The 20034-nt window shown below is 46.2% G+C and carries 18 protein-coding genes, 8 tRNA genes and 2 pseudogenes; 10 read left to right on the top strand and 18 right to left on the bottom strand.

Annotated elements, in window-relative coordinates; all coding sequences use genetic code 11:
• Window positions 1–35: 35 nt before the first annotated feature.
• From BM241_RS02685 to BM241_RS02695, 3 genes are all read right to left on the bottom strand, one after another.
• Window positions 36–1040, bottom strand: coding sequence for a sensor histidine kinase (locus BM241_RS02685; RefSeq protein WP_207648954.1), 1005 nt, complete (start codon window positions 1038–1040; stop codon window positions 36–38).
• Window positions 1041–1229: 189 nt separating this feature from the next.
• Window positions 1230–1898: a response regulator transcription factor gene (locus tag BM241_RS02690; RefSeq protein WP_025747170.1), complete on the bottom strand. Its 669-nt coding sequence runs from the start codon at window positions 1896–1898 to the stop codon at window positions 1230–1232.
• A 320-nt stretch (window positions 1899–2218) separates the two neighbouring features.
• Complete coding sequence (locus BM241_RS02695) at window positions 2219–3388, bottom strand: class I SAM-dependent rRNA methyltransferase (RefSeq protein ID WP_025747171.1); 1170 nt, start codon at window positions 3386–3388, stop codon at window positions 2219–2221.
• Between the two features lie 259 nt (window positions 3389–3647).
• Between BM241_RS02695 and BM241_RS02700 the strand changes: the two genes are divergently transcribed.
• The 6 genes from BM241_RS02700 (at window position 3648) to BM241_RS02725 (ending at window position 4216) form a co-directional block, all read left to right on the top strand.
• Window positions 3648–3721: transfer RNA gene (locus tag BM241_RS02700), tRNA-Gly, on the top strand.
• Window positions 3722–3728: 7 nt separating this feature from the next.
• Window positions 3729–3805 (top strand) — tRNA-Arg (locus tag BM241_RS02705).
• A 20-nt stretch (window positions 3806–3825) separates the two neighbouring features.
• A tRNA-His gene (locus BM241_RS02710) sits at window positions 3826–3902 on the top strand.
• Between the two features lie 17 nt (window positions 3903–3919).
• Window positions 3920–3994 (top strand) — tRNA-Gln (locus BM241_RS02715).
• A 6-nt stretch (window positions 3995–4000) separates the two neighbouring features.
• Window positions 4001–4076, top strand: a tRNA-Lys gene (locus tag BM241_RS02720).
• Window positions 4077–4130: 54 nt separating this feature from the next.
• Window positions 4131–4216, top strand: a tRNA-Leu gene (locus BM241_RS02725).
• Window positions 4217–4406: 190 nt separating this feature from the next.
• On the opposite strand, the pseudogene BM241_RS02730 reads toward BM241_RS02725, so the two are convergent.
• From BM241_RS02730 to BM241_RS02740, 3 genes and pseudogenes are all read right to left on the bottom strand, one after another.
• Window positions 4407–4651 (bottom strand): annotated as a pseudogene (locus BM241_RS02730) (TIGR04076 family protein); the annotation flags it as partial.
• Window positions 4652–4682: 31 nt separating this feature from the next.
• The gene (locus BM241_RS02735) at window positions 4683–6362 is read right to left on the bottom strand and encodes an ABC1 kinase family protein (RefSeq protein WP_035146061.1); all 1680 of its coding nucleotides are present in this window, start codon (window positions 6360–6362) and stop codon (window positions 4683–4685) included.
• An 87-nt stretch (window positions 6363–6449) separates the two neighbouring features.
• Window positions 6450–6791 (bottom strand): phasin family protein, encoded by a 342-nt coding sequence (locus tag BM241_RS02740; protein WP_092282013.1) that lies wholly within the window; start codon window positions 6789–6791, stop codon window positions 6450–6452.
• 814 nt (window positions 6792–7605) lie between these two features.
• Here BM241_RS02740 and BM241_RS02745 point away from each other — a divergent pair.
• Both BM241_RS02745 and BM241_RS02750 read left to right on the top strand, forming a co-directional pair.
• A tRNA-Gly gene (locus tag BM241_RS02745) sits at window positions 7606–7680 on the top strand.
• A 28-nt stretch (window positions 7681–7708) separates the two neighbouring features.
• Window positions 7709–7785: transfer RNA gene (locus tag BM241_RS02750), tRNA-Arg, on the top strand.
• A 31-nt stretch (window positions 7786–7816) separates the two neighbouring features.
• Here BM241_RS02750 and BM241_RS02755 read toward each other — a convergent pair.
• The 8 genes from BM241_RS02755 to yfmF all read right to left on the bottom strand — a co-directional run bounded on the left by BM241_RS02755 (window position 7817) and on the right by yfmF (window position 14459).
• Complete coding sequence (locus BM241_RS02755; RefSeq protein ID WP_025747174.1) at window positions 7817–8032, bottom strand: hypothetical protein; 216 nt, start codon at window positions 8030–8032, stop codon at window positions 7817–7819.
• A 197-nt stretch (window positions 8033–8229) separates the two neighbouring features.
• A complete protein-coding gene (locus BM241_RS02760) occupies window positions 8230–9129 on the bottom strand; it encodes an acetamidase/formamidase family protein (RefSeq protein WP_092281983.1) in 900 nt (299 codons plus the stop codon).
• 59 nt (window positions 9130–9188) lie between these two features.
• Window positions 9189–9713: a cysteine hydrolase family protein gene (locus BM241_RS02765; RefSeq protein ID WP_025747176.1), complete on the bottom strand. Its 525-nt coding sequence runs from the start codon at window positions 9711–9713 to the stop codon at window positions 9189–9191.
• A gap of 286 nt (window positions 9714–9999) precedes the next feature.
• Entirely contained in the window at window positions 10000–10380 is a 381-nt protein-coding gene (locus BM241_RS02770; RefSeq protein ID WP_035146064.1) for a phage holin family protein, read from the bottom strand.
• Window positions 10381–10410: 30 nt separating this feature from the next.
• Window positions 10411–10713, bottom strand: a complete 303-nt coding sequence (locus tag BM241_RS02775; protein WP_025747178.1) for an MTH1187 family thiamine-binding protein — start codon at window positions 10711–10713, stop codon at window positions 10411–10413.
• A gap of 210 nt (window positions 10714–10923) precedes the next feature.
• Window positions 10924–11868 (bottom strand): prolipoprotein diacylglyceryl transferase, encoded by a 945-nt coding sequence (lgt, locus tag BM241_RS02780; RefSeq protein WP_025747179.1) that lies wholly within the window; start codon window positions 11866–11868, stop codon window positions 10924–10926.
• 28 nt (window positions 11869–11896) lie between these two features.
• Complete coding sequence (yfmH, locus tag BM241_RS02785) at window positions 11897–13183, bottom strand: EF-P 5-aminopentanol modification-associated protein YfmH (protein WP_025747180.1); 1287 nt, start codon at window positions 13181–13183, stop codon at window positions 11897–11899.
• Entirely contained in the window at window positions 13167–14459 is a 1293-nt protein-coding gene (yfmF, locus tag BM241_RS02790; protein WP_025747181.1) for an EF-P 5-aminopentanol modification-associated protein YfmF, read from the bottom strand. The genes yfmH and yfmF overlap by 17 nt, the downstream gene beginning before the upstream one ends.
• Window positions 14460–14734: 275 nt before the next feature.
• On the opposite strand from yfmF, the gene BM241_RS13085 reads away from it, so the two are divergent.
• Both BM241_RS13085 and BM241_RS02800 read left to right on the top strand, forming a co-directional pair.
• Window positions 14735–14926 (top strand): zinc ribbon domain-containing protein, encoded by a 192-nt coding sequence (locus BM241_RS13085; RefSeq protein ID WP_084054628.1) that lies wholly within the window; start codon window positions 14735–14737, stop codon window positions 14924–14926.
• A 156-nt stretch (window positions 14927–15082) separates the two neighbouring features.
• Window positions 15083–15262 (top strand): annotated as a pseudogene (locus BM241_RS02800) (AMP-binding enzyme); the annotation flags it as partial.
• 48 nt (window positions 15263–15310) lie between these two features.
• On the opposite strand, the gene spoIVA reads toward BM241_RS02800, so the two are convergent.
• From spoIVA to der, 4 genes are all read right to left on the bottom strand, one after another.
• Window positions 15311–16789, bottom strand: coding sequence for a stage IV sporulation protein A (gene spoIVA, locus BM241_RS02805; RefSeq protein WP_025747182.1), 1479 nt, complete (start codon window positions 16787–16789; stop codon window positions 15311–15313).
• A gap of 188 nt (window positions 16790–16977) precedes the next feature.
• Complete coding sequence (locus tag BM241_RS02810; protein ID WP_092281984.1) at window positions 16978–18006, bottom strand: NAD(P)H-dependent glycerol-3-phosphate dehydrogenase; 1029 nt, start codon at window positions 18004–18006, stop codon at window positions 16978–16980.
• Window positions 18007–18076: 70 nt separating this feature from the next.
• Window positions 18077–18673, bottom strand: coding sequence for a glycerol-3-phosphate 1-O-acyltransferase PlsY (gene plsY, locus BM241_RS02815; RefSeq protein WP_025747184.1), 597 nt, complete (start codon window positions 18671–18673; stop codon window positions 18077–18079).
• Between the two features lie 47 nt (window positions 18674–18720).
• The gene (gene der, locus BM241_RS02820; protein WP_092281985.1) at window positions 18721–20034 is read right to left on the bottom strand and encodes a ribosome biogenesis GTPase Der; all 1314 of its coding nucleotides are present in this window, start codon (window positions 20032–20034) and stop codon (window positions 18721–18723) included.

Below are 20034 nucleotides of genomic sequence, written 5' to 3' on the forward strand. Positions count from 1 at the left end.
TGACGTCAAAACACAAAAGAAATACCAAAGCACACCTATATAACCGCTTTATACAGGCGAATGAAGAAGGTGGCCCCTCTACCTTCCCGGCTTTCCACCGTGATATCCCCGTTTTGCTCCTTGATTATGCTTCTGGCCATGGCAAGGCCGATTCCAACGCTGTCGGGCGATGCATTTTTGCCCCTGTAAAAGCGAGTAAATATATGGGGGAGGTCCTCTTTGCTGATGCCCGGCCCGTTATCGGATATGCGGATTTCAAAGTAAAGCGGGTTGTCCTTTGCGGCAATCTCGATTTTACCATGCTCTGGAGCGTGCTCTATGCAGTTCTTCAAGATGTTTATAATCGCCTCGGTAGTCCATTGCAGGTCACACGTTAAAGTTTCATCCTGCCCTGTAACGGTACAGGTGATGCCTTTCACTTCCATGGGTATGAGGAGGGGTTTTAAAGCGTTTTCTATGAGGGTGCGCACCTTAACCCTCTCTCGCTTCATCTTCACCACGCCGGCATCCAGCCTGGCCATCTTAAGCAGCGAGGAGACCAGCCATTCTATGCGCTTTAATTGGGAGGAGATGCGGGCAGTGAATTCCCTGCGCTTTTCGGGCGGCAAGTCCTCGTTGCCCAGCAGATCAATCATGACCATCATAGAGGTGAGGGGTGTTTTGAGCTGATGCGATATGTCAGCCATGTGCTCCGACAGGAGCAGTTTTTCACGCTGCAGCTTTTTGTTGTACTCCGAAAGCATCAAAGTCACCTTGTATATCTCATTCTTTAAAATGCTCAGTTCCCCCTCGACATTGTCGCGTATGTCAAGCGAATGCTCTCCCGCACAGATCCGCCTTAAATAATCGGACAGCTTCCTTATCTGCCTGTAGCGGTAGGCCGTGAAAGCAAAAAACGTCGAACACAACAAAAAAGCCGTAATCAAAACGAGGATTCCGGCTTCCCTGCTGCTTGAGAAACCTATAATAACCAAAACAGTGCTCAAAACGGAAACTGCCACGGCAAACCTCTTTATTTCCCTATTTCTCCATAAAGACACTTCCAAATCCTCCTATATAATGCTTTTGTTTGCCAACCCCATGCTAAAACTACTATATCTGGCATCTTCTCGTTATTTTGTGAGAACGCTTTTGCTTAACAATGCTATTCCAAAGCTGCTATATCCTGTATCCTATGTGACTTCCTGCCCTCCAGCGTGGGCAATATACTAAAATCTATACCCAAACCTCTATACTCGGTATCCTATTCCCCGCACGGTCTTTATAATGGTGGGATTCTGAGGGTCGTCCTCTATCTTTTCCCTCAAGCGCTTAATGTAGACGGTGAGGGTGTTGTCATTGACAAAGTCACCCGATACATCCCAGATGCTTTGGAGCAGCTGATCCCGGGTCAGCACCTGCCCCCTGTTGCTGATCAGCGTGAGCAAAAGGCGGTATTCCAGGGCCGTCAAAAACACCTCCCTGCCGTTCTTCTTTACTTTCCCCTCGGCCAGATTAACGGTTAAGCCCCCGATGTTGATTATATGGTCTTCGCTTAATTTGTTTGCCCTACGGAGGACAGCCCGAATTCGGGAGTGAAGCTCCCTCAGCCTGAACGGCTTTGTGATGTAGTCGTCGGCCCCTATGTCAAGCCCCATGACCACGCTTCCCTCATCATCCCGGGCGGTCAGAAATATTACCGGTGTATCCCCTTTTTCCTTAAGCTTTTTACACACATCAAATCCATTGCCGTCGGGAAGGGATATGTCGATGATGGCAAAATCAAAGTACTCGGATGCTATTCTTTCCATGGCCGATGCGGCATTATAGCAGGTTATAACTTCAAAGCCCTCCTGTGACAGGGAATACTCTAGCCCCACAGCAATGGCTTCATCGTCCTCAACCAGCAGCAGTTTCATCATACACGAGCGCAGGGGACCCCATCTTCTTCAAGATGGAGTCTCCTGCGCTCTTTCCTCCTTTCTAACATTAGAGTCTTTGCTTTATCCATCGTTCCTTCTAAAGTCCTTTGAAAATATATTATCACGGCAAAGTGCACTTTTCAAACGCCGGCCTATAAGTTGCTAAACTGCTCGTCTCTAGAAAATAAAATTATACACCTTTTCTTTTAAACTTCAATTAAGAAAGATTGCCGGACAAAAATAAAGCCTTTTTGGATGAAAGCTCCAAAAAGGCGAATAATCGGCGCATAAAAAACAAAATGCCCGACATCTTTCAATCAGCATACCTGCAGAATTACGCATTTCAAATACTCGGTCTCTTTCGATGACAGCAGCACCGGATGGTCCTTTGCCTGAGAGCGCCGCTCTACCACCCTGACATCCCTTTTGGCGTCAATGGCGGCGGTATACAGGATGTCCATAAACAGCTCGGGCTCTATATGCTGCGAGCAAGAACAGGTTATCAAATACCCACCCGGCCTTATTATCTTCATGGCCCTTAGGTTTATTTCCTTGTATCCCCTTATGGCGTTTTCCACGGTATCACGGGACTTGGTAAAGGCCGGCGGATCGAGTATAACCACATCAAATGTATTCTTTTCTTTGTGATACTTCCTTAAAACATCAAATGCGTTGCCTACTTCGAATTTGCATATATCTTCGTAACCGTTTAAAGCAGCATTTTTCCTGGCGAATTCCACAGCATGTTCTGAAATGTCAATGCCCAGAACGCTGGCAGCCCCGTAATGCGCCGCATGCAAAGCGAACGCCCCAGTATGGGTAAAACAATCCAGAACCTTAGCTCCCTTCACAAAGGGCTGTATAGCTGCTCTGTTTTCCTTCTGGTCAAGGAAATAGCCCGTCTTTTGGCCGTTTGCAACATCAACAAAAAATTTTATGCCGTTTTCCACCATAATGACGTTTGTGTCAAAGTTTCCCTTAATATACCCCTTCCTTTGATCTAGGCCCTCAAGTTCCCTCACCGGCACATCGTTTCTCTCATAGATCCCATCGGGTTTTATGATATCGTCCAGTATATCTGCCAGGAGATACTTGTACCTGTCAATGCCCAGCGCCAGGGTCTGCATTACAAGGTAGTTTGAAAATTTGTCCACTATAAGGGCAGGAAGGAAATCCGACTCGGCAAAAACCACTCTGCAGCTGTTCAAATCTGCAAACTGCTTTCTATATTCCCAGGCACTGCGTATTCGCCTGTAGAAAAAGTCGGCATTGATATCCTCCTGTTCCCGCGTCAACAGCCGTATGGTAATCTGGGATCTGGGATTGTAGTAGCCCCTCCCCAGAAATTTCCCTCTGTATGAATACACGTCCACCACATCTCCGGGCTCGCAGTTTCCCTCGATCCGCTCTATGTCGCTTTTAAATATCCACGGATGACCGTACACAGTTCGCCTTTCCCTGTTTTTAAATATATAAGCTTTTGCCATTCAATACTGCCCTCCTCAAAACCAACGTTTAGTCTGGTTAATCCCTACAGCTTGGCCCGTACTGAAATATTCTATCATATTTGCTATTCATATCTACTCAATAAAAAATTTCTTCTGGACGTCTTGAATTTTCCTCTCTCATACATGACGTTTGGGCAGAATGATAAAAAATAAAAAAAGCATGTTGACAAAACCCATGCTACAGGTTAAAATATATTTTGCTGTTAGGAAATAATAAATAAAGAGCTCAGATTGTGATGCGGGTGTAGTTCAATGGTAGAACTCCAGCCTTCCAAGCTGGCGGCGTGGGTTCGATTCCCATCACCCGCTCCATTAATGTGCGCCTGTAGCTCAGCTGGATAGAGCAACGGACTTCTAATCCGTAGGTCAGGGGTTCGAATCCCTTCAGGCGCGCCATTTTGTAAGAGCAAATTACGGTGGGTATAGCTCAGATGGTTAGAGCGCCAGATTGTGGCTCTGGAGGTCGTGGGTTCGAATCCCACTATCCACCCCAATTTATTTTTATGGTGTTGGGGCGTAGCCAAGCGGTAAGGCACGGGACTTTGACTCCCGCATTCGTAGGTTCGAATCCTGCCGCCCCAGCCACAACGTGACCCATTAGCTCAGGTGGTAGAGCACTGGACTTTTAATCCAGGTGTCCGGCGTTCGAATCGCCGATGGGTCACCATTTAAATTGTTATGACTTAAAGACAAGCGAGAAGTTTCTATGATGTATATAGGAGCGGGCGTGGCGGAACTGGCAGACGCGCTAGACTTAGGATCTAGTGGAGCACATCCGTGGAGGTTCAAGTCCTCTCGCCCGCACCACAGTAAAATCAAAGGTTCCAGGGTTTTGAAAATCCTGGAATTTGTTTTTAAAAAACAAAATACTCTTATTTAAATACAAGAGAAGCAAACTATAAAAGCAATTTTTCCCCCACGAAAATACCTTTCCCATCCGCTTTTTTGCATGAACGGAAAAGCAATATCTGCAGGGACAGGGAAGTATTGTAACTTATTACCATGAAGCCTTTATTTTTTCATCTTCAAACGCCTCCAGTCGAAACCGTACCACACCATCGGGACAGTCAACCCCCCTATATGCTTGTCGCTTCCGCCAAGATTACGCAAATCACCGCCACTGCGAACAGCTTCCATAAGCGGGAATAACTTTAACATAGACTTTGAGCAGAATCCATCCGGGCAACCGTATTCGCAGGTGAACGTATCGCCGACCTTGTGGCCGTTTCTGCAATGATTTTCCGGTTTTTCATAACATTATTTCCAACAATTTTTAGCAGCGCGATCTAATGATTGAGATCACCAGCCATACAACAATAACAACAGCTAGTGCCAAGCCAGCTTTCAATACAGTGATGTTGAAAATATACATCTCGCCACTTGTACCGGCACTAAGGCCGGAACTTATAATGACTCCGGCAATGATAATGCTTACAGCAAGCAATATTATACTGAAAGATACCCTGTTAAAAAGCCGCTCTAATTGCTTTTGAAGCCCCTCCATATCTTTCATTTCGAAGTGAAGGGTAAAATCCTCATCAGCCATTTTGCCCAAAATGTTCCGCATTGCAGCCGGAAATTCGCTCAATAGCTCCCCGTAATTTAGTAAGCTCTTTCTCATTTTCCCATACATCTTTCTGGCCGAAAATGACTGATAGAACAGCTTCTTAGCAATTGGTTCGGCAATAACAAGTGCGTTGAGATCAGGAGCCAATTTTTCCAGCAGCCCTTGAAGAGTACCCAGCGTCTTGGCCAGCAATGTAAATTCACGGGGTATTTTCACTCGGTTCAAAAACGCAACATGGAAGATTTCACGGAATATCTCCTCAATTTTCATCTCATTCATAGGCATGGTAAGATATTTTTCAATTAAAGCATCTATATCCTTTTTAAAATTCTTAACCCGGCTTTGATCAGTTATGGCTTTCATATCAACAAGGGATTTAACCACCAGATGGCTATCTCTAAAGACAACGCCTATAAAAAATTTTGAAATAACGCTCTTTTGAAATTCGTTAAGGCGCCCCACCATTCCCAGGTCGAGAAATACAATGGTGCCATCTGGCATAACCTGAATATTGCCTGGATGCGGATCAGCGTGGAAAAAACCGTCTCTGAATATTTGATTGCATATGCATGTGGCAAGATTCTCGGCAACCTTTATTCGATCAATGCCTGCCTCTTCCAAAGCTTTCAAATCACTGACCTTGATACCTTCAATATATTCCATAGTAAGAACACGTTTTGTCGTATAAATCCATTTTACCTTTGGAACCCTAATGCCTTCGTAGCGGCTGAAATTGTGCATGAATCTCTCCGCATTTTTCCCTTCTTTTGTAAAATCCAATTCATCTTTGATGGTTTTTTCAAAATCCTTTACCATGCCGCTGAAATCATAAAGGTCCTTCAGTTTAGTATGACGGTCAACAAACCGTGCTATCTCCTTTAAAATATCCAAATCAAGATCGATGATTTTTTCGACTCCCGGCCTCTGAACCTTTACGGCAACCTGTTCCCCCGAGGCCAACCTTGCGCGATGAACCTGGGATATAGATGCCGCCGCTACAGGTTCCTCATCAAATTCCATGTAAATGTTCTCAAGATTGTCCCTAAACTCGGCTTCAATGAGAGCCTTTACCTCCGAAAAAGGGAATGGCTGCACCGAATCTTGCAACTTTCTAAGTTCTTCTATAACGCCGGGCGGTAATATATCCTGCCGCATGCTCAATAATTGTCCCAGCTTAACGAATGTTGGGCCCAGCTCTTCCAAAGCCAGTCTTAAACGCCTTCCCACAGAAACTTCGCCAGGTGCGATACCGGCCTCCGAAATTTTATCCTCCCTCTCCAACTCACCACGGAGCCCAAGCCGTTCAAGCAGCAGGCCAAAACCGTGCTTTATAAAAACAGCAAGAATCTCATTATATCTTTTGATTCGAATGCACCTGTAATCCATAATATCAACCCAATTCCGCAATGTTGAGTAACATTCGCACGCCTTCCCAAACTTCCTGGTTTTTTAGCACCATAAACTACTAATCCTTTACTTTATATCCTCATTTTTTTTGAATAATCCCATCTCTTGAAAAGCCTGCTGTATTTGTTCTCTTACAATTGCTCTGATTTCATCCTTTGTAATCAGATCTTCTTTTTTGGCCACATTTAGATCATCCAGCACCTTTGCAACCTCATTTTGAATCAGCTTTTTTAGCTCTTCCCTTTGCTCTTGGCCTCTCTTTACAAGTTCGGCCGCAAACTCCTTGGCGTCTTTTTTTGCCACCTCGCCTTTGCTGACCAGTTTTTCCACTAATTCCTCCACTTTTTCTCGGGAATACAACAAAAGCCCTAATCCTAAATCGATTGGCTTTTCAAATGCTTTTAACATGATACACACTCCCTTCATCCTCTTCTTTATATGCTTGCCGCTTATCAGCAGACAAGCATTGAAGCCACTTTGCAAGAATGGGAATTCTGGAGCCTGCAACGCGAACTACCAACCACCCTCTAGGAGTGGTGGCTTCGTGAGAAGTTTGGTGGTCTAAGCTACCCTTATTCTCACATGGTGTTTCACACACCCACTACTGACTATCCGCCCAACCGCCGACTCGCCAGCTACTTTGAGTCTTGTACATTAGCCATCACCTGGGAAATATTATATCACATTTTTAGCAATTCATCCCCATCCATTTTGTAGAATGTGGAGTCTTCTTGCTGTTATTAAATTTTTTGATAATCCTCATGACTGAGCATAAGCATCCATCTTAAAAGTTAATTATAGTAACCCTCTCATCTACCTTCAAGTGAAATTAGTGCTGCTCCAAGTGCTCCAATAATCTGTGGTTCAAATTGGATTATAAGTTTTTCACCACATACATTTTTAACTCACTTCCCTTACATAGAAACGGCTCTTTCTTTAAAGATGTCTAAAATTCCACGGAACTTGGAGTAGCGGTTTCTGCCTCTTGGTATATAAATTACTACAGAAAAACAAAAAGAGGATGAACCGCTTAATGGGAGTATATCACAATGCTAAGATCATTGCCAAGAATATTTCGTCCTAAAGATTTTTTACAACAACACTTACCAAAAATCTTAAAAAATCATACTAGACAAAAACAGATTAAATGATTATAATGTAATCTAGGATCCAGTGTAGGACACCTGGTTGGAGGTTTAAGTCCTCTCGCCTACACCATCATGCGGCAGTGGCTCAGTGGTAGAGCGTCGCCTTGCCAAGGCGAAGGTCGCGGGTTCAAATCCCGTCTGCCGCTCCATTTATTTCTGACAAAAATTTAAAACTATGCGCCCATAGCTCAGCTGGATAGAGTGACAGACTTCGAATCTGGAGGTCGCAGGTTCGAATCCTGCTGGGCGCACCAGAAAACCAGGGTTCTTAAGCCCCTGGTTTCCTCATTTGTTGAAAAAATCCTTTGCAAATACTTCAAATTCAATTCCACTCATCTTATCGATTGTTTTCATCTTGTCCTTACTTGTGGCCACTTTCACATTTATAGATTTTTCAAACACGCTTTCCCTAAATCTTCGCCATAATTCTTGCAATAAAACAAGGAGAATAGAAAAAGACGTAATGGTTATAACAAAAACTATCATTTCAAATTTTAACATAGTCTCCTCCTTATGCAATTTAAAATCTTGCTACCCTTATTCTCACAGAGTGGTTCACACACCCACTACTGACTATCTGCTCAACCACAGACTCGCCAGCTACTTTAAGTTTTACACAAAAAAATAGAGGCATTGCTGCCTCTCATTTCTGATTACCCTATATACCTCTCCCTAAGCTATCTACAGTTTTTGCAAATTCAAAAACTTATACCATATGCTTCCAATACCCAATTTGGCAGGCTAAAACGCGCAGTTTTAAGCGGATCCACAACTTGAGAAACCTCCACGTTGCCCGTTATGCTAAACAGCGTAGATATCTCCTCTATTGGCAACGTAGTGAATCGTTTAAATATGTCCGCCATATCATGAACCGCCATGGAAACCGCTGTATCCAGAGATTCATGCGATGCTATTGTGGCTGTCACATCTTTTGTCCTCACAAGAGGATTGTTCAGCTTCCAACCCTTCAATATTCTAAATTTCACTGTAACAGATCCAGCTACTTCAACGCCTGACACTCCTACTTCGCCATCGCCCATCACGGCATGCAGATCGCCAAGAGCAAACAAGGCTCCCTCAACGAATACCGGTAAATAGAGTTTTGCGCCTCCGCCAATTAATCTGGTATCCATATTGCCCCCATGAGGCCCAGGCGTGCCACAATTTACGCTGCCTTCCTTAGGTGCGACGCCGATTACCCCTATCATGGGTTTAACCGGAATAGAAATGTTTGAAGCAAGCACAACTTTGCCTTCTTTTATATCAACTACCCGTGAATAAAGCCCTTCCATCAAATCTCCCAGCACGCCCAAATCTTTACCAGTCGCTATGACGCCCCTATCGGCTATTTCAATTTTTTTGATTTCAACCTCTAAAACATCCCCTTCCTGGGCGCCTTCAACGTAAATCGGGCCGGTTGCCGGATTTATTTTGTCCCAGTCCATGGCTTCCAGCCTGTCATCATTTGTCTTAATCTGATTGAAAAAACAATCCGAGGTCTCAAGCTCTACCTCATCGCCCTCTTTCACAAAAAGTACAGGCTTGTTATCTCTTGAAAAACTGAATATATAATGCTCGTGTGATACTCTATAGCTCATTCGCTCAACTCCTTTCCATAAATTCCAGACATTCGGGAATCAATTAAACAGCAGATTGATTACTCTATTTTCACGCCTAGGGTATTCTCCATCTCCTTCAAGGCAAACTCGTGAGCCTCCTGGCTAAATGACGCTACTCCCTCCTTTATAACCGTCACGCTGTAGTTTCTCATCCTAGCATCAACCGCCGTATACAAGACGCAGATATTGGTGCAAACGCCCACGAGCACTAATTCTGAAATTCCCATCTCTCGTAACGTAGCATCAAGGTCTGTTCCAAAAAACGCACTGTATCTCCTTTTCGGTATAATGTAATCTTCCGGTCCAGGTGATAGCTCCTCCACAATTTTTGCTCCTCTAGTACCTCTTATACAATGTGGTTTAAACATATTAAACTCGGCATCACCAGGTCTATGATTGTCACATATGTATATGATCGGGATTCCTTCCTGCCTTGCGCTGGAAATGATAGTCTGGATCCTCTTGGTCACCTCTTGTGCCGCTTCACCAATGTAGAGCGCTCCGTCAGGCTTGATAAAATCGTTCAGCATGTCTATAACCAAAAAAGCTTTTTGAGTTTTCAAAGAGCTTCCCTCCTTAATTTTATTCATACTATCATTTCAATTTAAAATTGTGAGATATGGTATTACCTCGTCAAATCCTTAAGGTGAATGAAGGCCATCTCATTTACACTGCAGAAAATAATACTAAATTGCTGCTCTATCAAGTGATACTTCTCTAACATTGTACCATTATTGTACTACACAATTGAATACCACATCAATAGATTCATCAACATAAATTAACAAAATAAGAGGCCTTCTCGCAAGGCCTCTTATATTTTATACTTTTGCTATTATTTTTTAAAAATCACATGACGCGTGTGGGGATGATGGCATCAATGATGCCGATAATCAAAGCCGCCACAATAGCTCCGAATACGTTGATCTCCATCCCCGGCACGATAAACTGTGTCAGATAAATAATCAATGCCGACAACAGAAATCCCGATATACCCCGTCCAAATGGCGAGGCATCGATCTTAAACAGCTTCTGTATCAGGTAATCCAAAAGGGCAATCACAACCGCTGCCAGCAAAGCTGTGCCGAATCCCATATTGGAAAATCCGGGAGTCAGCAGCGCTGTCACCATCAGCACAATGGCAGCGACTACAAAGCGGATGATTATACCTAACCAGCTTCTGCCGCCTTCGTTCCTTTCAGTCTGCCTGTTTTCCATTCCTTCAGCCATACTCACACTTCTCCTTTCATATTAAATTATTTATTGACTCATATTGCGCTTGACCGACTGCACTTGCCTTTCCATATCCATTGGCCGGTCATGGCGCTCATCAATTGTCATACTGGTAATAACCCGTTCGGCTCCCATTTGAAACGGGATGCTGTGAATCTGCCGAGCCAAGTTCATCAATTGGTCAAGATTGCCCTCTATTACTGTACCGGTAGGCGTAATTTGATATTTAAGTCCTTGCTGCTCTATAAGCTTGCAAGCCTCAGCCACATAGCTGCTGAAACTGGGCTGACCGGTGCCAACCGGTATTATGCTGATGTCTAATACTGGCACACTCTCACCTCCAACAATTTTCTATCCGTTATTTTTTCCGACTTTTAATTTTTCATCCCATCTTTTTAAATCATATTAAACCATAAAAAAAGGAAAGGATTGACTCCTTTCCTTTTTCCTGACACGTACTGAACCCTCCAATATTACTGATTTACAATTTCAGGACATCTTACTCAAGTGTTCGGTGCCAGGAATGAGCTCAGTCCAATATCACTGATTAACAGTTTCAGAACCGTCTGAACCATGTTCTTGTTTTGTATCCTGTAAACTATCCTCTTCTTTTATATCCTTATTCCCTTCTTCTTTATGATTCCCTTCTTCTTTATGCTCTTCCTCATTTTTATCAAGCTGCGCTAATTCTCCATCACCGCCCGATAAAGCGCCCTGTTCAGGAGCAAGCTCGACCCTCTTTCGCCTGACTACAAGCATTATAATGGAAAAGGCTATCAACAAACCTGCCAGCAGCTGTGAAACCCTGAAGGGCCCCCAATACAGGCTATCGGTACGAAGCCCTTCAATCACGATACGTCCACACGAATAGAGAAGCAGATAAAGCAGGAATATATCCCCCGGCCTTTTCCTCCGCTTTCTGTAATACATCAAAAAGATGAACACCAGCAGGTTCCACATCGATTCATAGAAAAAGGTAGCCATATGCCACTCTCTCTTTGCCTCTATGTATACAGCAAATGGAAACCACTGCCATGCCCTGTCGGTTACTATTCTCCCGTAGGCTTCCTGGTTAAAGAAATTGCCCCACCTGCCGATTGCCTGGCCAAGTATAAGGCTAGGCGATACAATATCCACCAGGTCCCAAAAATTCATCTTCCGCCACCGCGAAAATATCATAGCCGCCACGATGCCACCTATTACCGCACCGTATATGGCAAGGCCACCCTCCCAGATTTTAAATATATCTATCGGATTATCCTTATAGATATCCCACTGAAAAGCCACATAATACAGCCTTGCGCCTACAATGGCAAACGGGATGGCCAGGAGGGCAAAATCCAAAATCACCTCAGGGTCAAACTTAAGCCTCCTGGCATATCCCATTGCCAGGTAAATCCCTATGAGCACCCCCGTCGCAATGAGTATCCCGTACCAGTACACAGGGCGGCCAAAAATCTCAAATGCCACCGGATCCGGCCACATAAAACCTTCCCCCTTACCTTAAAGACTTCTAATTCGGCAATATGATGGATACGCTGCTGTGGTAATTTTCAAAAAACCTGTTGAAGTGGTCCTTGACCTGCCCATAGTTTATCTGCATCAGCCTCTCAATGTAATCAAATAGCCCTATATCCTTGAAAACCAATGACACAAACTGCACGCCAATGGTCTCCAGCGAGTTGAACATCCTTATATACTCCCCAATCTTCTTTTTCTTGATCCGGGAGAAATACTCCACATCCCAGGGTTCCTTCTTGAGCCTCTCTATCTCCTGGTAAACCATATCCACAACCTTTTCAGGATTGGGCGACTCACCGCCCATTATGATATGCCCGTAATCCTTTTCTCCGGTATACTCGGCGCTAAAAGACAGATCAATCAATCCTTCCTCGTACAGTTTGCTGTAAAGGTCAGAGCTTTGCCCCACCAGCATATCCAGCATGATGTCATTGAGTATCATCTTATCGAGCAAAGCCTGGCCCCCCTGCCCTACCTGAGTGTCTTTGAAGCCCAGCATAAACAGCGGCCGGGGTACCGGCAATTTATCCTTCACCATCTGGCTGGCCACCAGGGGAGGCTCATTGGGGTATATTCTCTTTATTTCCCCCTGTTTTGACACATTTTTATCCTTAAAATGGCGCTCCACCTGCTGTATAACTCTGTCGGCATCGATATCCCCTGTTACAAATAAAACCATGTTGGAAGGATGGTAAAAAGTCTCATAGCATTTGTACAGCATTTCTTTGGTTATTCTCTGAATGGATTCCACTGTGCCGGCGATGTCGTTTTTTACAGGGTGATTCTGGTACAGCCCTTTGAGCAGGTTGAAGAACACGCGCCAGCTGGGATTGTCCTGATACATGACTATTTCCTGGGTAATAATGCCCTTTTCCTTTTCTACCGTCTGGTCAGTAAAATAAGGGGTGCCCACAAAATTGAGCAGTATATCCAAACACTCGTAAAAATTTCCAGTAGATGTAAAATGATAGGCCGTCATGTTAAAGCTGGTAAAGGCGTTGGGGCTGGCCCCCAGCTTTGAAAAAGCGTCAAACACGCTTCCTTCCTCCTGCTCAAACAGCTTGTGCTCCAGAAAATGTGCGATACCCTCCGGCACCTTTATGGGCTGGTTCTCCCCAGGTACGACAAACTGATTGTCATTGGAGCCGTAATTTGCCGCATAAATGGCAAACTGCTTTTGATAGCCCTCCTTGGGCAGCACGTACACGTTTAACCCGTTTTTTAGCTTTGAATGTATCAGCTTTTCGTTTAATACGTCGTTTTTAATTTCCTTTCTCATGGACAATATATCCCCTCTTTCTATTTCTCAAAAAATATATGGTATCCAGCTTGACCTTACTGGAGATTTCCACCACTTGATCCATGGTAACACCCTTTATTTTTTCTATCAATTCCTCCAGCGTAACGTCGGAATCCATCACGCTGTTGCCAAGGTAATAGTCGATAAGCTGTGACGGCTGGTCCATGCTGCCTTTAAGCGAAGTGACCAGGGCATTGACGGCCCCTTCAAACTCCTGCTGCGTGATCTGGCCGCTTGCCATGGCATCCAGCTGTTCCATTATTATGTCCACCGTCTGCTGATACTTGTCCACATCAATACCAGCCCCAACGAACATGAGGCCTTTGAATTTCTCCAGCCGGGCGAAAGCGTAATAAGCCAAGCTGGCCTTCTCCCTGACATTGATAAACAGCTTAGAATGAGGACCACCGCCCAGAATGCTGCTGTATACCAGCAGGGGAAAATATTCCTTGTCAGCGGCACTTATATTGGTTCTAAAGCCCATGGTAAGTTTGCCCTGATTCACGTCCATCTCCTCTGTAACCGTCTTAGGAACTACCTGCAGCTTTTTGTAGGTAGTCTTGGGTATTGTCTTCACCTGCTTTCTCTCCACTGAAAAGCTGCGTTCGAGCAGCAATCTCACCTTGGCCGGGTCCACATCCCCCACCACAAACACGTCCAGCGGGCTGGTCTGCACGACATCGAGATACACGTTGTAAAGCCTGGCATCGTCCAGGTTCTCCAGTTCCTTTACATCACCAAACACATATCTGCTGTACTTTTCACCCTTGCACATCTCCTGAGCACATCTCTCCAGGCTGTACTGGATCTTGTCATTGACCAATGACTTGATCCTGTTCTTCATGTTTTCCTTCTCTTGAGCTACATAGCTCTTTTTAAAGCCGCCATCTTCTAAAACGGGGCGGTTAATCACCCGGTTTAAAAAATAAAAAGCCTGTGCCAGTATCCCCTGCTCTGCTAGGTAATCGTCGTTTACCACTTCCATGGAAAAGCGCAGTATCTGCCTTTCTCCCTTTTTTTGCACTCCCACGTCAAACAAGGCGCCATACAGGCTCTCCAGGTGCCGTTCAATGTCCTTTAAGGTCTCGAAGCCCTCGCATCCTCGCTTTAGCACCGCTGGAATTAAAGCGTTGTAGGTATAGTCCTCATCCAGGTCCCTGTGGAAGCAAAAACTTATGGTGACGGTTTTAAATTTCTTGGTGGGTAGAACCCACAGCTTCACGCCCTTGTCTACATCCATGTTTTCAATCCGCATATATTTACCTCCTGATTTGACGTAAATTCCCACAAAAAGAAAGCCACATTTTAAGCTTTACTTTATATTTTCGCCTCCGGCCCAAAAAATCCTCTAAAAATTATTATTCTTAGGGAAAATTTTTCTATACCTTTTTTGTATTTGCCATTGTCGTGGTGGTTGAGAATTTGAATATAAAAGGGCTTGTGAGGACGAATCTTGCGAAACATATATTGGACAGTTTGTGGTCGAAGTTTTTGTATTATTTGTCTTACAAGGCAAAGTAGTATAACGGGTTGTTATTTGTTGCGGAAAGGACATTCCCGTCGTCGAAGGTATGCAGCAAACGCGGGCATTATTATGGTGAACTTAGACTATGGGAGCGGGTATGGGAATGTCCCGTATGCAAAAGCGTACATGACAGAGACAAGAATGCAGCCAAGAATTTAAGGGGATATAGCGCGGCTTTGATAAAAGGAGTAGGGTAGGGACTACCCGAGTGGAGCTAACAGCAATCCTATCGGGTGAGGAACCCCGCCTGCGCATTTACTCGCTGGTGAGAAAAGGCAAAGGTTTGGTGGGAATGTTTAACGGATACTACAGAGACCCCGAGCGAACAAAGGAGGTGTGGCACGACGGCATAAATCGTGGCAAAGGGGTACAAACCGTTTCAGGAGCTCATCGCAGAGCTGCAAGACCACGTAAAGAAGACCACCGCACCCTATAAATATCCCAGGATAATCGAATTTGTCGACGAATTTCCCAAAACCATCAGCGACAAAATACGCAGGGTGGAAATAAGGGAAAGGAATAGCAAGAAGTAGGTTCAAAAATAAAAGGGATGTTCCTGGACTTGCCCAGGCACATCCCTTTTATAATATTATACATATCAGTCCTCCGCTTCCCTCGTTTATGATTCTCTGCAGGGTTTCTTGAATCTTGAACTGAGCATCCTCGGGCATCCTCATCAGCTTGTTGGCCAGCCCTTCCTTGACCAGCTCATGCAGGGACTTGCCGAATATGTTGGTCTCCCATATCTTTGCAGGATCGTTTTCGAACTCCTCCAGCAGGTACCTTACCAGCTCCTCGCTCTGCCTCTCTGTACCCACAATGGGAGATACCTCGGTCTGAATGTCTACGCGTATGAAGTGCAAGGAAGGTGCACTGGCTTTAAGCCGCACGCCAAACCGGCTGCCCTGTTTCACGATTTCAGGCTCTTCCAGCCTCAGCTCTTCCATAGAGGGCGGCACCACCCCATACCCCGTTTCCCGGACATCGCGCAGTGCGTTGGCAATTCGGTCATACTCCTTCTTGGCTATGGCCAGCTGCTTCATCAAGCCTATCAGCTGGTAATCACCTTCAATCTCATAGCCACACTCTTCGCCCAGCACCTTGTAAAACATGCCGGGCTTGACATCTATGTTGATGGCCACCTTCCCATTCCCCAGGTTTATATTGCTCACCCTGGGCGGCTCTATATGCTCCAGTTGCTCTTCTTGGCCACCAATCTTCTCTATGTCCCGCACCCTGTACACATCCTGGGTGATGCCCTTTACATATTCCAGTATGTATTTGACAAGCCAGTGGTCTTCATCAAGGCTCTGGACCCACTTGGGAACGTCGATCCGTATCTCGGTCAGCGGGAACTCAAAAAGCACCGTGCTCAATATGTTATGTATGTCCTCTGTAGTAAGGTTTAACACATCAAGGGCCAGCACCGGCACGTCATATTTCTCCTCCAGGGCATCCCTCAACATAAGGGTCTCTTGGGCAGTAGGATTTTTTGAGTTGAGGATTATTATAAAGGGCTTGTTGAGCTCTTTGAGCTCCCTGACGACCCTTTCCTCGGCCTCCACATAGTTCACCCTGGGAATGTCTGTGATGCTCCCGTCGGTGGTAACCACAAGGCCTATGGTTGAATGGTCGGTAATCACCTTTCTGGTGCCCAGCTCGGCCGCCTCTTCAAAAGGTATATCGTAGTCAAACCAGGGCGTGCGAACCATGCGCGGGCCGTCCCCCTCCATGTGCCCTATGGCTCCCTTGACCAGGTAGCCCACGCAGTCGACCATCCTCACCTTAAGATTGGCGGTCCCCTTTATAGTAATCTCCACGGCCTCATTGGGAACAAACTTGGGTTGGGTGGTCATGATGGTGCGCCCTGTCCCGCTCTGAGGCAGCTCATCCTTTGCGCGTTCCTTCTTAAACCCGTTTTCCATGTTTGGCAAAACCAGCAGTTCCATGATTTTCTTAATTAGCGTTGACTTGCCCGTTCGAACAGGCCCTACAACCCCTATGTATATATCGCCATCGGTTCGTTCAGCTATGTCCCGATACAAGTCAAATTTCTCCATCCGTCCCCCTCCTTTTCTTCTTGGCATCGTCGATATATAACGCCGTGTAACTTCGCCCAACTTCGGCCGAATCGAAACATCGCCTCATCCAACAGCCGTCCAATCACGATTTTGCATTAGTAATATATATTGGAGGGAGACAAAAAATATGACAAGTAGTCAAAAAAATGGCATTCCATCAAGGTGCATTACCATTTTATGTCCATACTGCTTACCACTTCTTCTATCTCATGGGTCTTGCTTCTCAACATCAGCTCGGTCACCGCTTCTTTGGGGTCCTTGCCCTCGAACAGCACATGATAGAGCTGTTCTGTTATAGGCATTGAGACACCGTGCTTCTTTGCCAGCTGATAAGCCGCTTTGCATGTAGTGACCCCTTCCACCACCATTCCAATGCTGTCCAACACCTCGTCAAGAGGTCTGCCCTGGCCTATGAGAATCCCGGCCCTTCTATTGCGGCTGTGCATGCTGGTACACGTCACTACCAGATCTCCTATGCCGGCCAGACCGGCAAACGTCAAAGGATGAGCACCCATGGCTTGCCCCAGCCTGGATATCTCGGCTATACCCCTGGTAATAAGCGCTGCCTTGCTGTTGTCTCCAAACCCCAGCCCATCGCTGATGCCAGCCGCCAGGGCAATTATGTTTTTAAGGGCTCCTCCCATCTCAACGCCTATGACGTCCGGATTGGTGTACACCCTGAATTTGGGACCCATGAAGACGTCCTGTACAAACTCGGCATCTTCCTTCCTGTAGGAAGCACACACCACAGCTGTAGGGATGTCGCGTCCCACTTCCTCAGCATGGCTTGGACCCGAAAGAACGGCAATGCGCGCAGCAGGTACTTCCTGTTCAACGACCTGCGAAAGGCGCAGAAACGTATCCATTTCAAGCCCCTTTGCCACGTTGACCACCACATGGCCTGAAGGTACAAAAGGGGCTATCTGCCGTGCCATACCCCTTATATACTGCGACGGTACAGCCAGTACCGTCAGCTCTGCACCCTTTAAAGCCTCCTCTACTGACTGAGTGGGAAACACATTGCTGGGTATCAGCACCCCCGGAAGATACTTTATATTCTCCCTTGCTTTTTCAATCTGCTCACATATCTCCTTTTCCCTCACCCACAGCTTGACCTCTATACCCTTCTTGGCCAGCATGGCGGACAACGCCGTGCCCCAACTGCCTGCTCCGATAATTGCGACTCTATGTACCATACGCAATCCTCTCCCCGTATTCTATGCTCCGACTCATACCCCTTCATTGTGTCTCTAGCTGCTGCCCGGCTTATTGCACTCTTGCCCGTTCACCCAGCTTATTTTCCTTCCCCTCTATCAGCCTGGATATATTGCTCCTGTGCCTGTACAAAGCCAGTCCCCCGACTAGCACTCCAAACAGCACCATCTTCCAATCATATCCGAACATGACCAGCAGTATGGGAAACAGAATAGCCGCCGTGATAGACCCCAGAGAAACGTACCTGGTTACGGCGATTATAATCACCCCTATCACAAAGAGTATGATGCTAATGAGGGGGAAGAGTACCAGCAGCACTCCAAACGAAGTGGCTATCCCCTTGCCTCCTCTGAAATTGAGAAATACCGGCCAATTGTGCCCCACAATAGCAGCAAACCCTGCCAGAGCAGCACCTGTCTCACCGCCCATCCATCTCCCTATGAGGGCGGCCAAAACCCCTTTCAGGATGTCAGCCAAAAATACCGCAATACCGGCTTTAACGCCCAGCACTCGAAGCACGTTGGTGGCCCCCGCATTGCCGCTGCCGTACTGCCTTATATCGATGTTTCTGACTATCTTCCCCGCCAAAAAAGACGGCGGAATGCTGCCCAGCAGGTAACCTGCAAGAACGGCAATAAGCAGCTTCACGCTCGCACCTCCCAAATTCCTACCTTTCCAACCCCTTTATCTCTTCTTTAACTTCTCTGGCGCACCAGCAACCTTATGGGAGTTCCAGTCAGGCCGAACGTTTTGCGCAGGTAATTCTCCAGATACCTCTGATAGGAATCATGCATGAGCTCAGGGTCATTGACAAACAGGACAAAGGTGGGTGGCTTGACCGAAACCTGAGTCGCATAATAAATCTTGAGCATCCTGCCTTTTTCCGAAGGCGGAGCAGCCACGGCCACCGCGTCCGAGATGCAGTCGTTGAGCACCCCAGTGGAAACCCGCATGGTATACCGGCTGTACACCTCATCCACCAGCTCTAAAACTCTATGTACCCTTTGGCCCGTCTTGGCCGATATAAATACCATAGGAGCATAGGCAATAAAGCCCAGCCTCTGCAGGATGCGATTCTTGTATTCCTCCATCGTATAGGTATCCTTTTCTACCAGGTCCCATTTGTTGACCACTATCACCGACGCTTTCCCTTCATCGTGCACCAGGCCGGCAATCTTGGCATCTTGCTCAGCCACCGGCTGGGTGGCATCAAGCATGATGAGGGCAACGTCGCACCGCCTTATAGCGGCCAGGGCCCGGAGTACGCTGTAACGCTCCAGAGCCTCATTTATGCGGCTTTTCCTGCGGATCCCAGCCGTATCGATGATCACGTATTCCTTGCCTTCCATCTCAAAAAGAGTGTCGATAGCATCTCTTGTGGTGCCCGGAATATCGCTCACTATGACCCGCTCTTCGCCTAGGATACGGTTTACCAGCGAAGATTTGCCCACATTGGGCCTGCCCACTACAGCTATCTTTATTATCTGGTCTTCTTCCTCTTCAACCTCTTTATCGGGCAGGTGTTTCACCACCCTGTCCAGAAGGTCGCCTATCCCCCTCTTGTGGATTGACGAAATGCCAATGGGCTCACCCAATCCCAGGCTGTAAAATTCCAGTACCATCGACTCATCCTCATAGTTATCGATTTTGTTTACCGCCAGCACCACAGGTTTCCGTGTTTTGCGCAGGAAATTGGCTATTTGCAGGTCAGCCGGCGTTACCCCCACCTGCCCATCCACGAGAAAGATAATCACATCGGCGGTATCTATGGCAATCTCCACCTGTCGCCTTATATGAACCAGCAGCTCATCATCGCTTTCGGTGTCCAGGCCTCCTGTATCTACCAGAGTAAATTTCCTGTTCAGCCATTCGGCATCGGCATAAATCCTGTCACGGGTCACCCCCGGCTGGTCATCCACTATGGATATCCTCTTGCCAACAATTTGATTAAAAAAGGTGGACTTTCCAACGTTAGGGCGACCCACAATGGCTACTATGGGTTTATCCAT

Source organism: Caldicoprobacter faecalis, from assembly GCF_900115765.1.
Classification (GTDB): Bacteria; Bacillota; Clostridia; order Caldicoprobacterales; family Caldicoprobacteraceae; genus Caldicoprobacter; species Caldicoprobacter oshimai.

Bases quoted from the DNA above. Each gene is read 5' to 3' on its own strand.
- BM241_RS02690 (WP_025747170.1), bottom strand. From the start codon at position 1,898: ATGAAACTGCTGCTGGTTGAGGACGATGAAGCCATTGCTGTGGGGCTA.
- BM241_RS02695 (WP_025747171.1), bottom strand. From the start codon at position 3,388: ATGGCAAAAGCTTATATATTTAAAAACAGGGAAAGGCGAACTGTGTAC.
- BM241_RS02735 (WP_035146061.1), bottom strand. From the start codon at position 6,362: ATGGATTACAGGTGCATTCGAATCAAAAGATATAATGAGATTCTTGCT.
- BM241_RS02740 (WP_092282013.1), bottom strand. From the start codon at position 6,791: ATGTTAAAAGCATTTGAAAAGCCAATCGATTTAGGATTAGGGCTTTTG.
- BM241_RS02755 (WP_025747174.1), bottom strand. From the start codon at position 8,032: ATGTTAAAATTTGAAATGATAGTTTTTGTTATAACCATTACGTCTTTT.
- BM241_RS02760 (WP_092281983.1), bottom strand. From the start codon at position 9,129: ATGAGCTATAGAGTATCACACGAGCATTATATATTCAGTTTTTCAAGA.
- BM241_RS02770 (WP_035146064.1), bottom strand. From the start codon at position 10,380: ATGGCTGAAGGAATGGAAAACAGGCAGACTGAAAGGAACGAAGGCGGC.
- lgt (WP_025747179.1), bottom strand. From the start codon at position 11,868: ATGTGGCCGGATCCGGTGGCATTTGAGATTTTTGGCCGCCCTGTGTAC.
- yfmH (WP_025747180.1), bottom strand. From the start codon at position 13,183: ATGAGAAAGGAAATTAAAAACGACGTATTAAACGAAAAGCTGATACAT.
- yfmF (WP_025747181.1), bottom strand. From the start codon at position 14,459: ATGCGGATTGAAAACATGGATGTAGACAAGGGCGTGAAGCTGTGGGTT.
- spoIVA (WP_025747182.1), bottom strand. From the start codon at position 16,789: ATGGAGAAATTTGACTTGTATCGGGACATAGCTGAACGAACCGATGGC.
- BM241_RS02810 (WP_092281984.1), bottom strand. From the start codon at position 18,006: ATGGTACATAGAGTCGCAATTATCGGAGCAGGCAGTTGGGGCACGGCG.
- der (WP_092281985.1), bottom strand. From the start codon at position 20,034: ATGGATAAACCCATAGTAGCCATTGTGGGTCGCCCTAACGTTGGAAAG.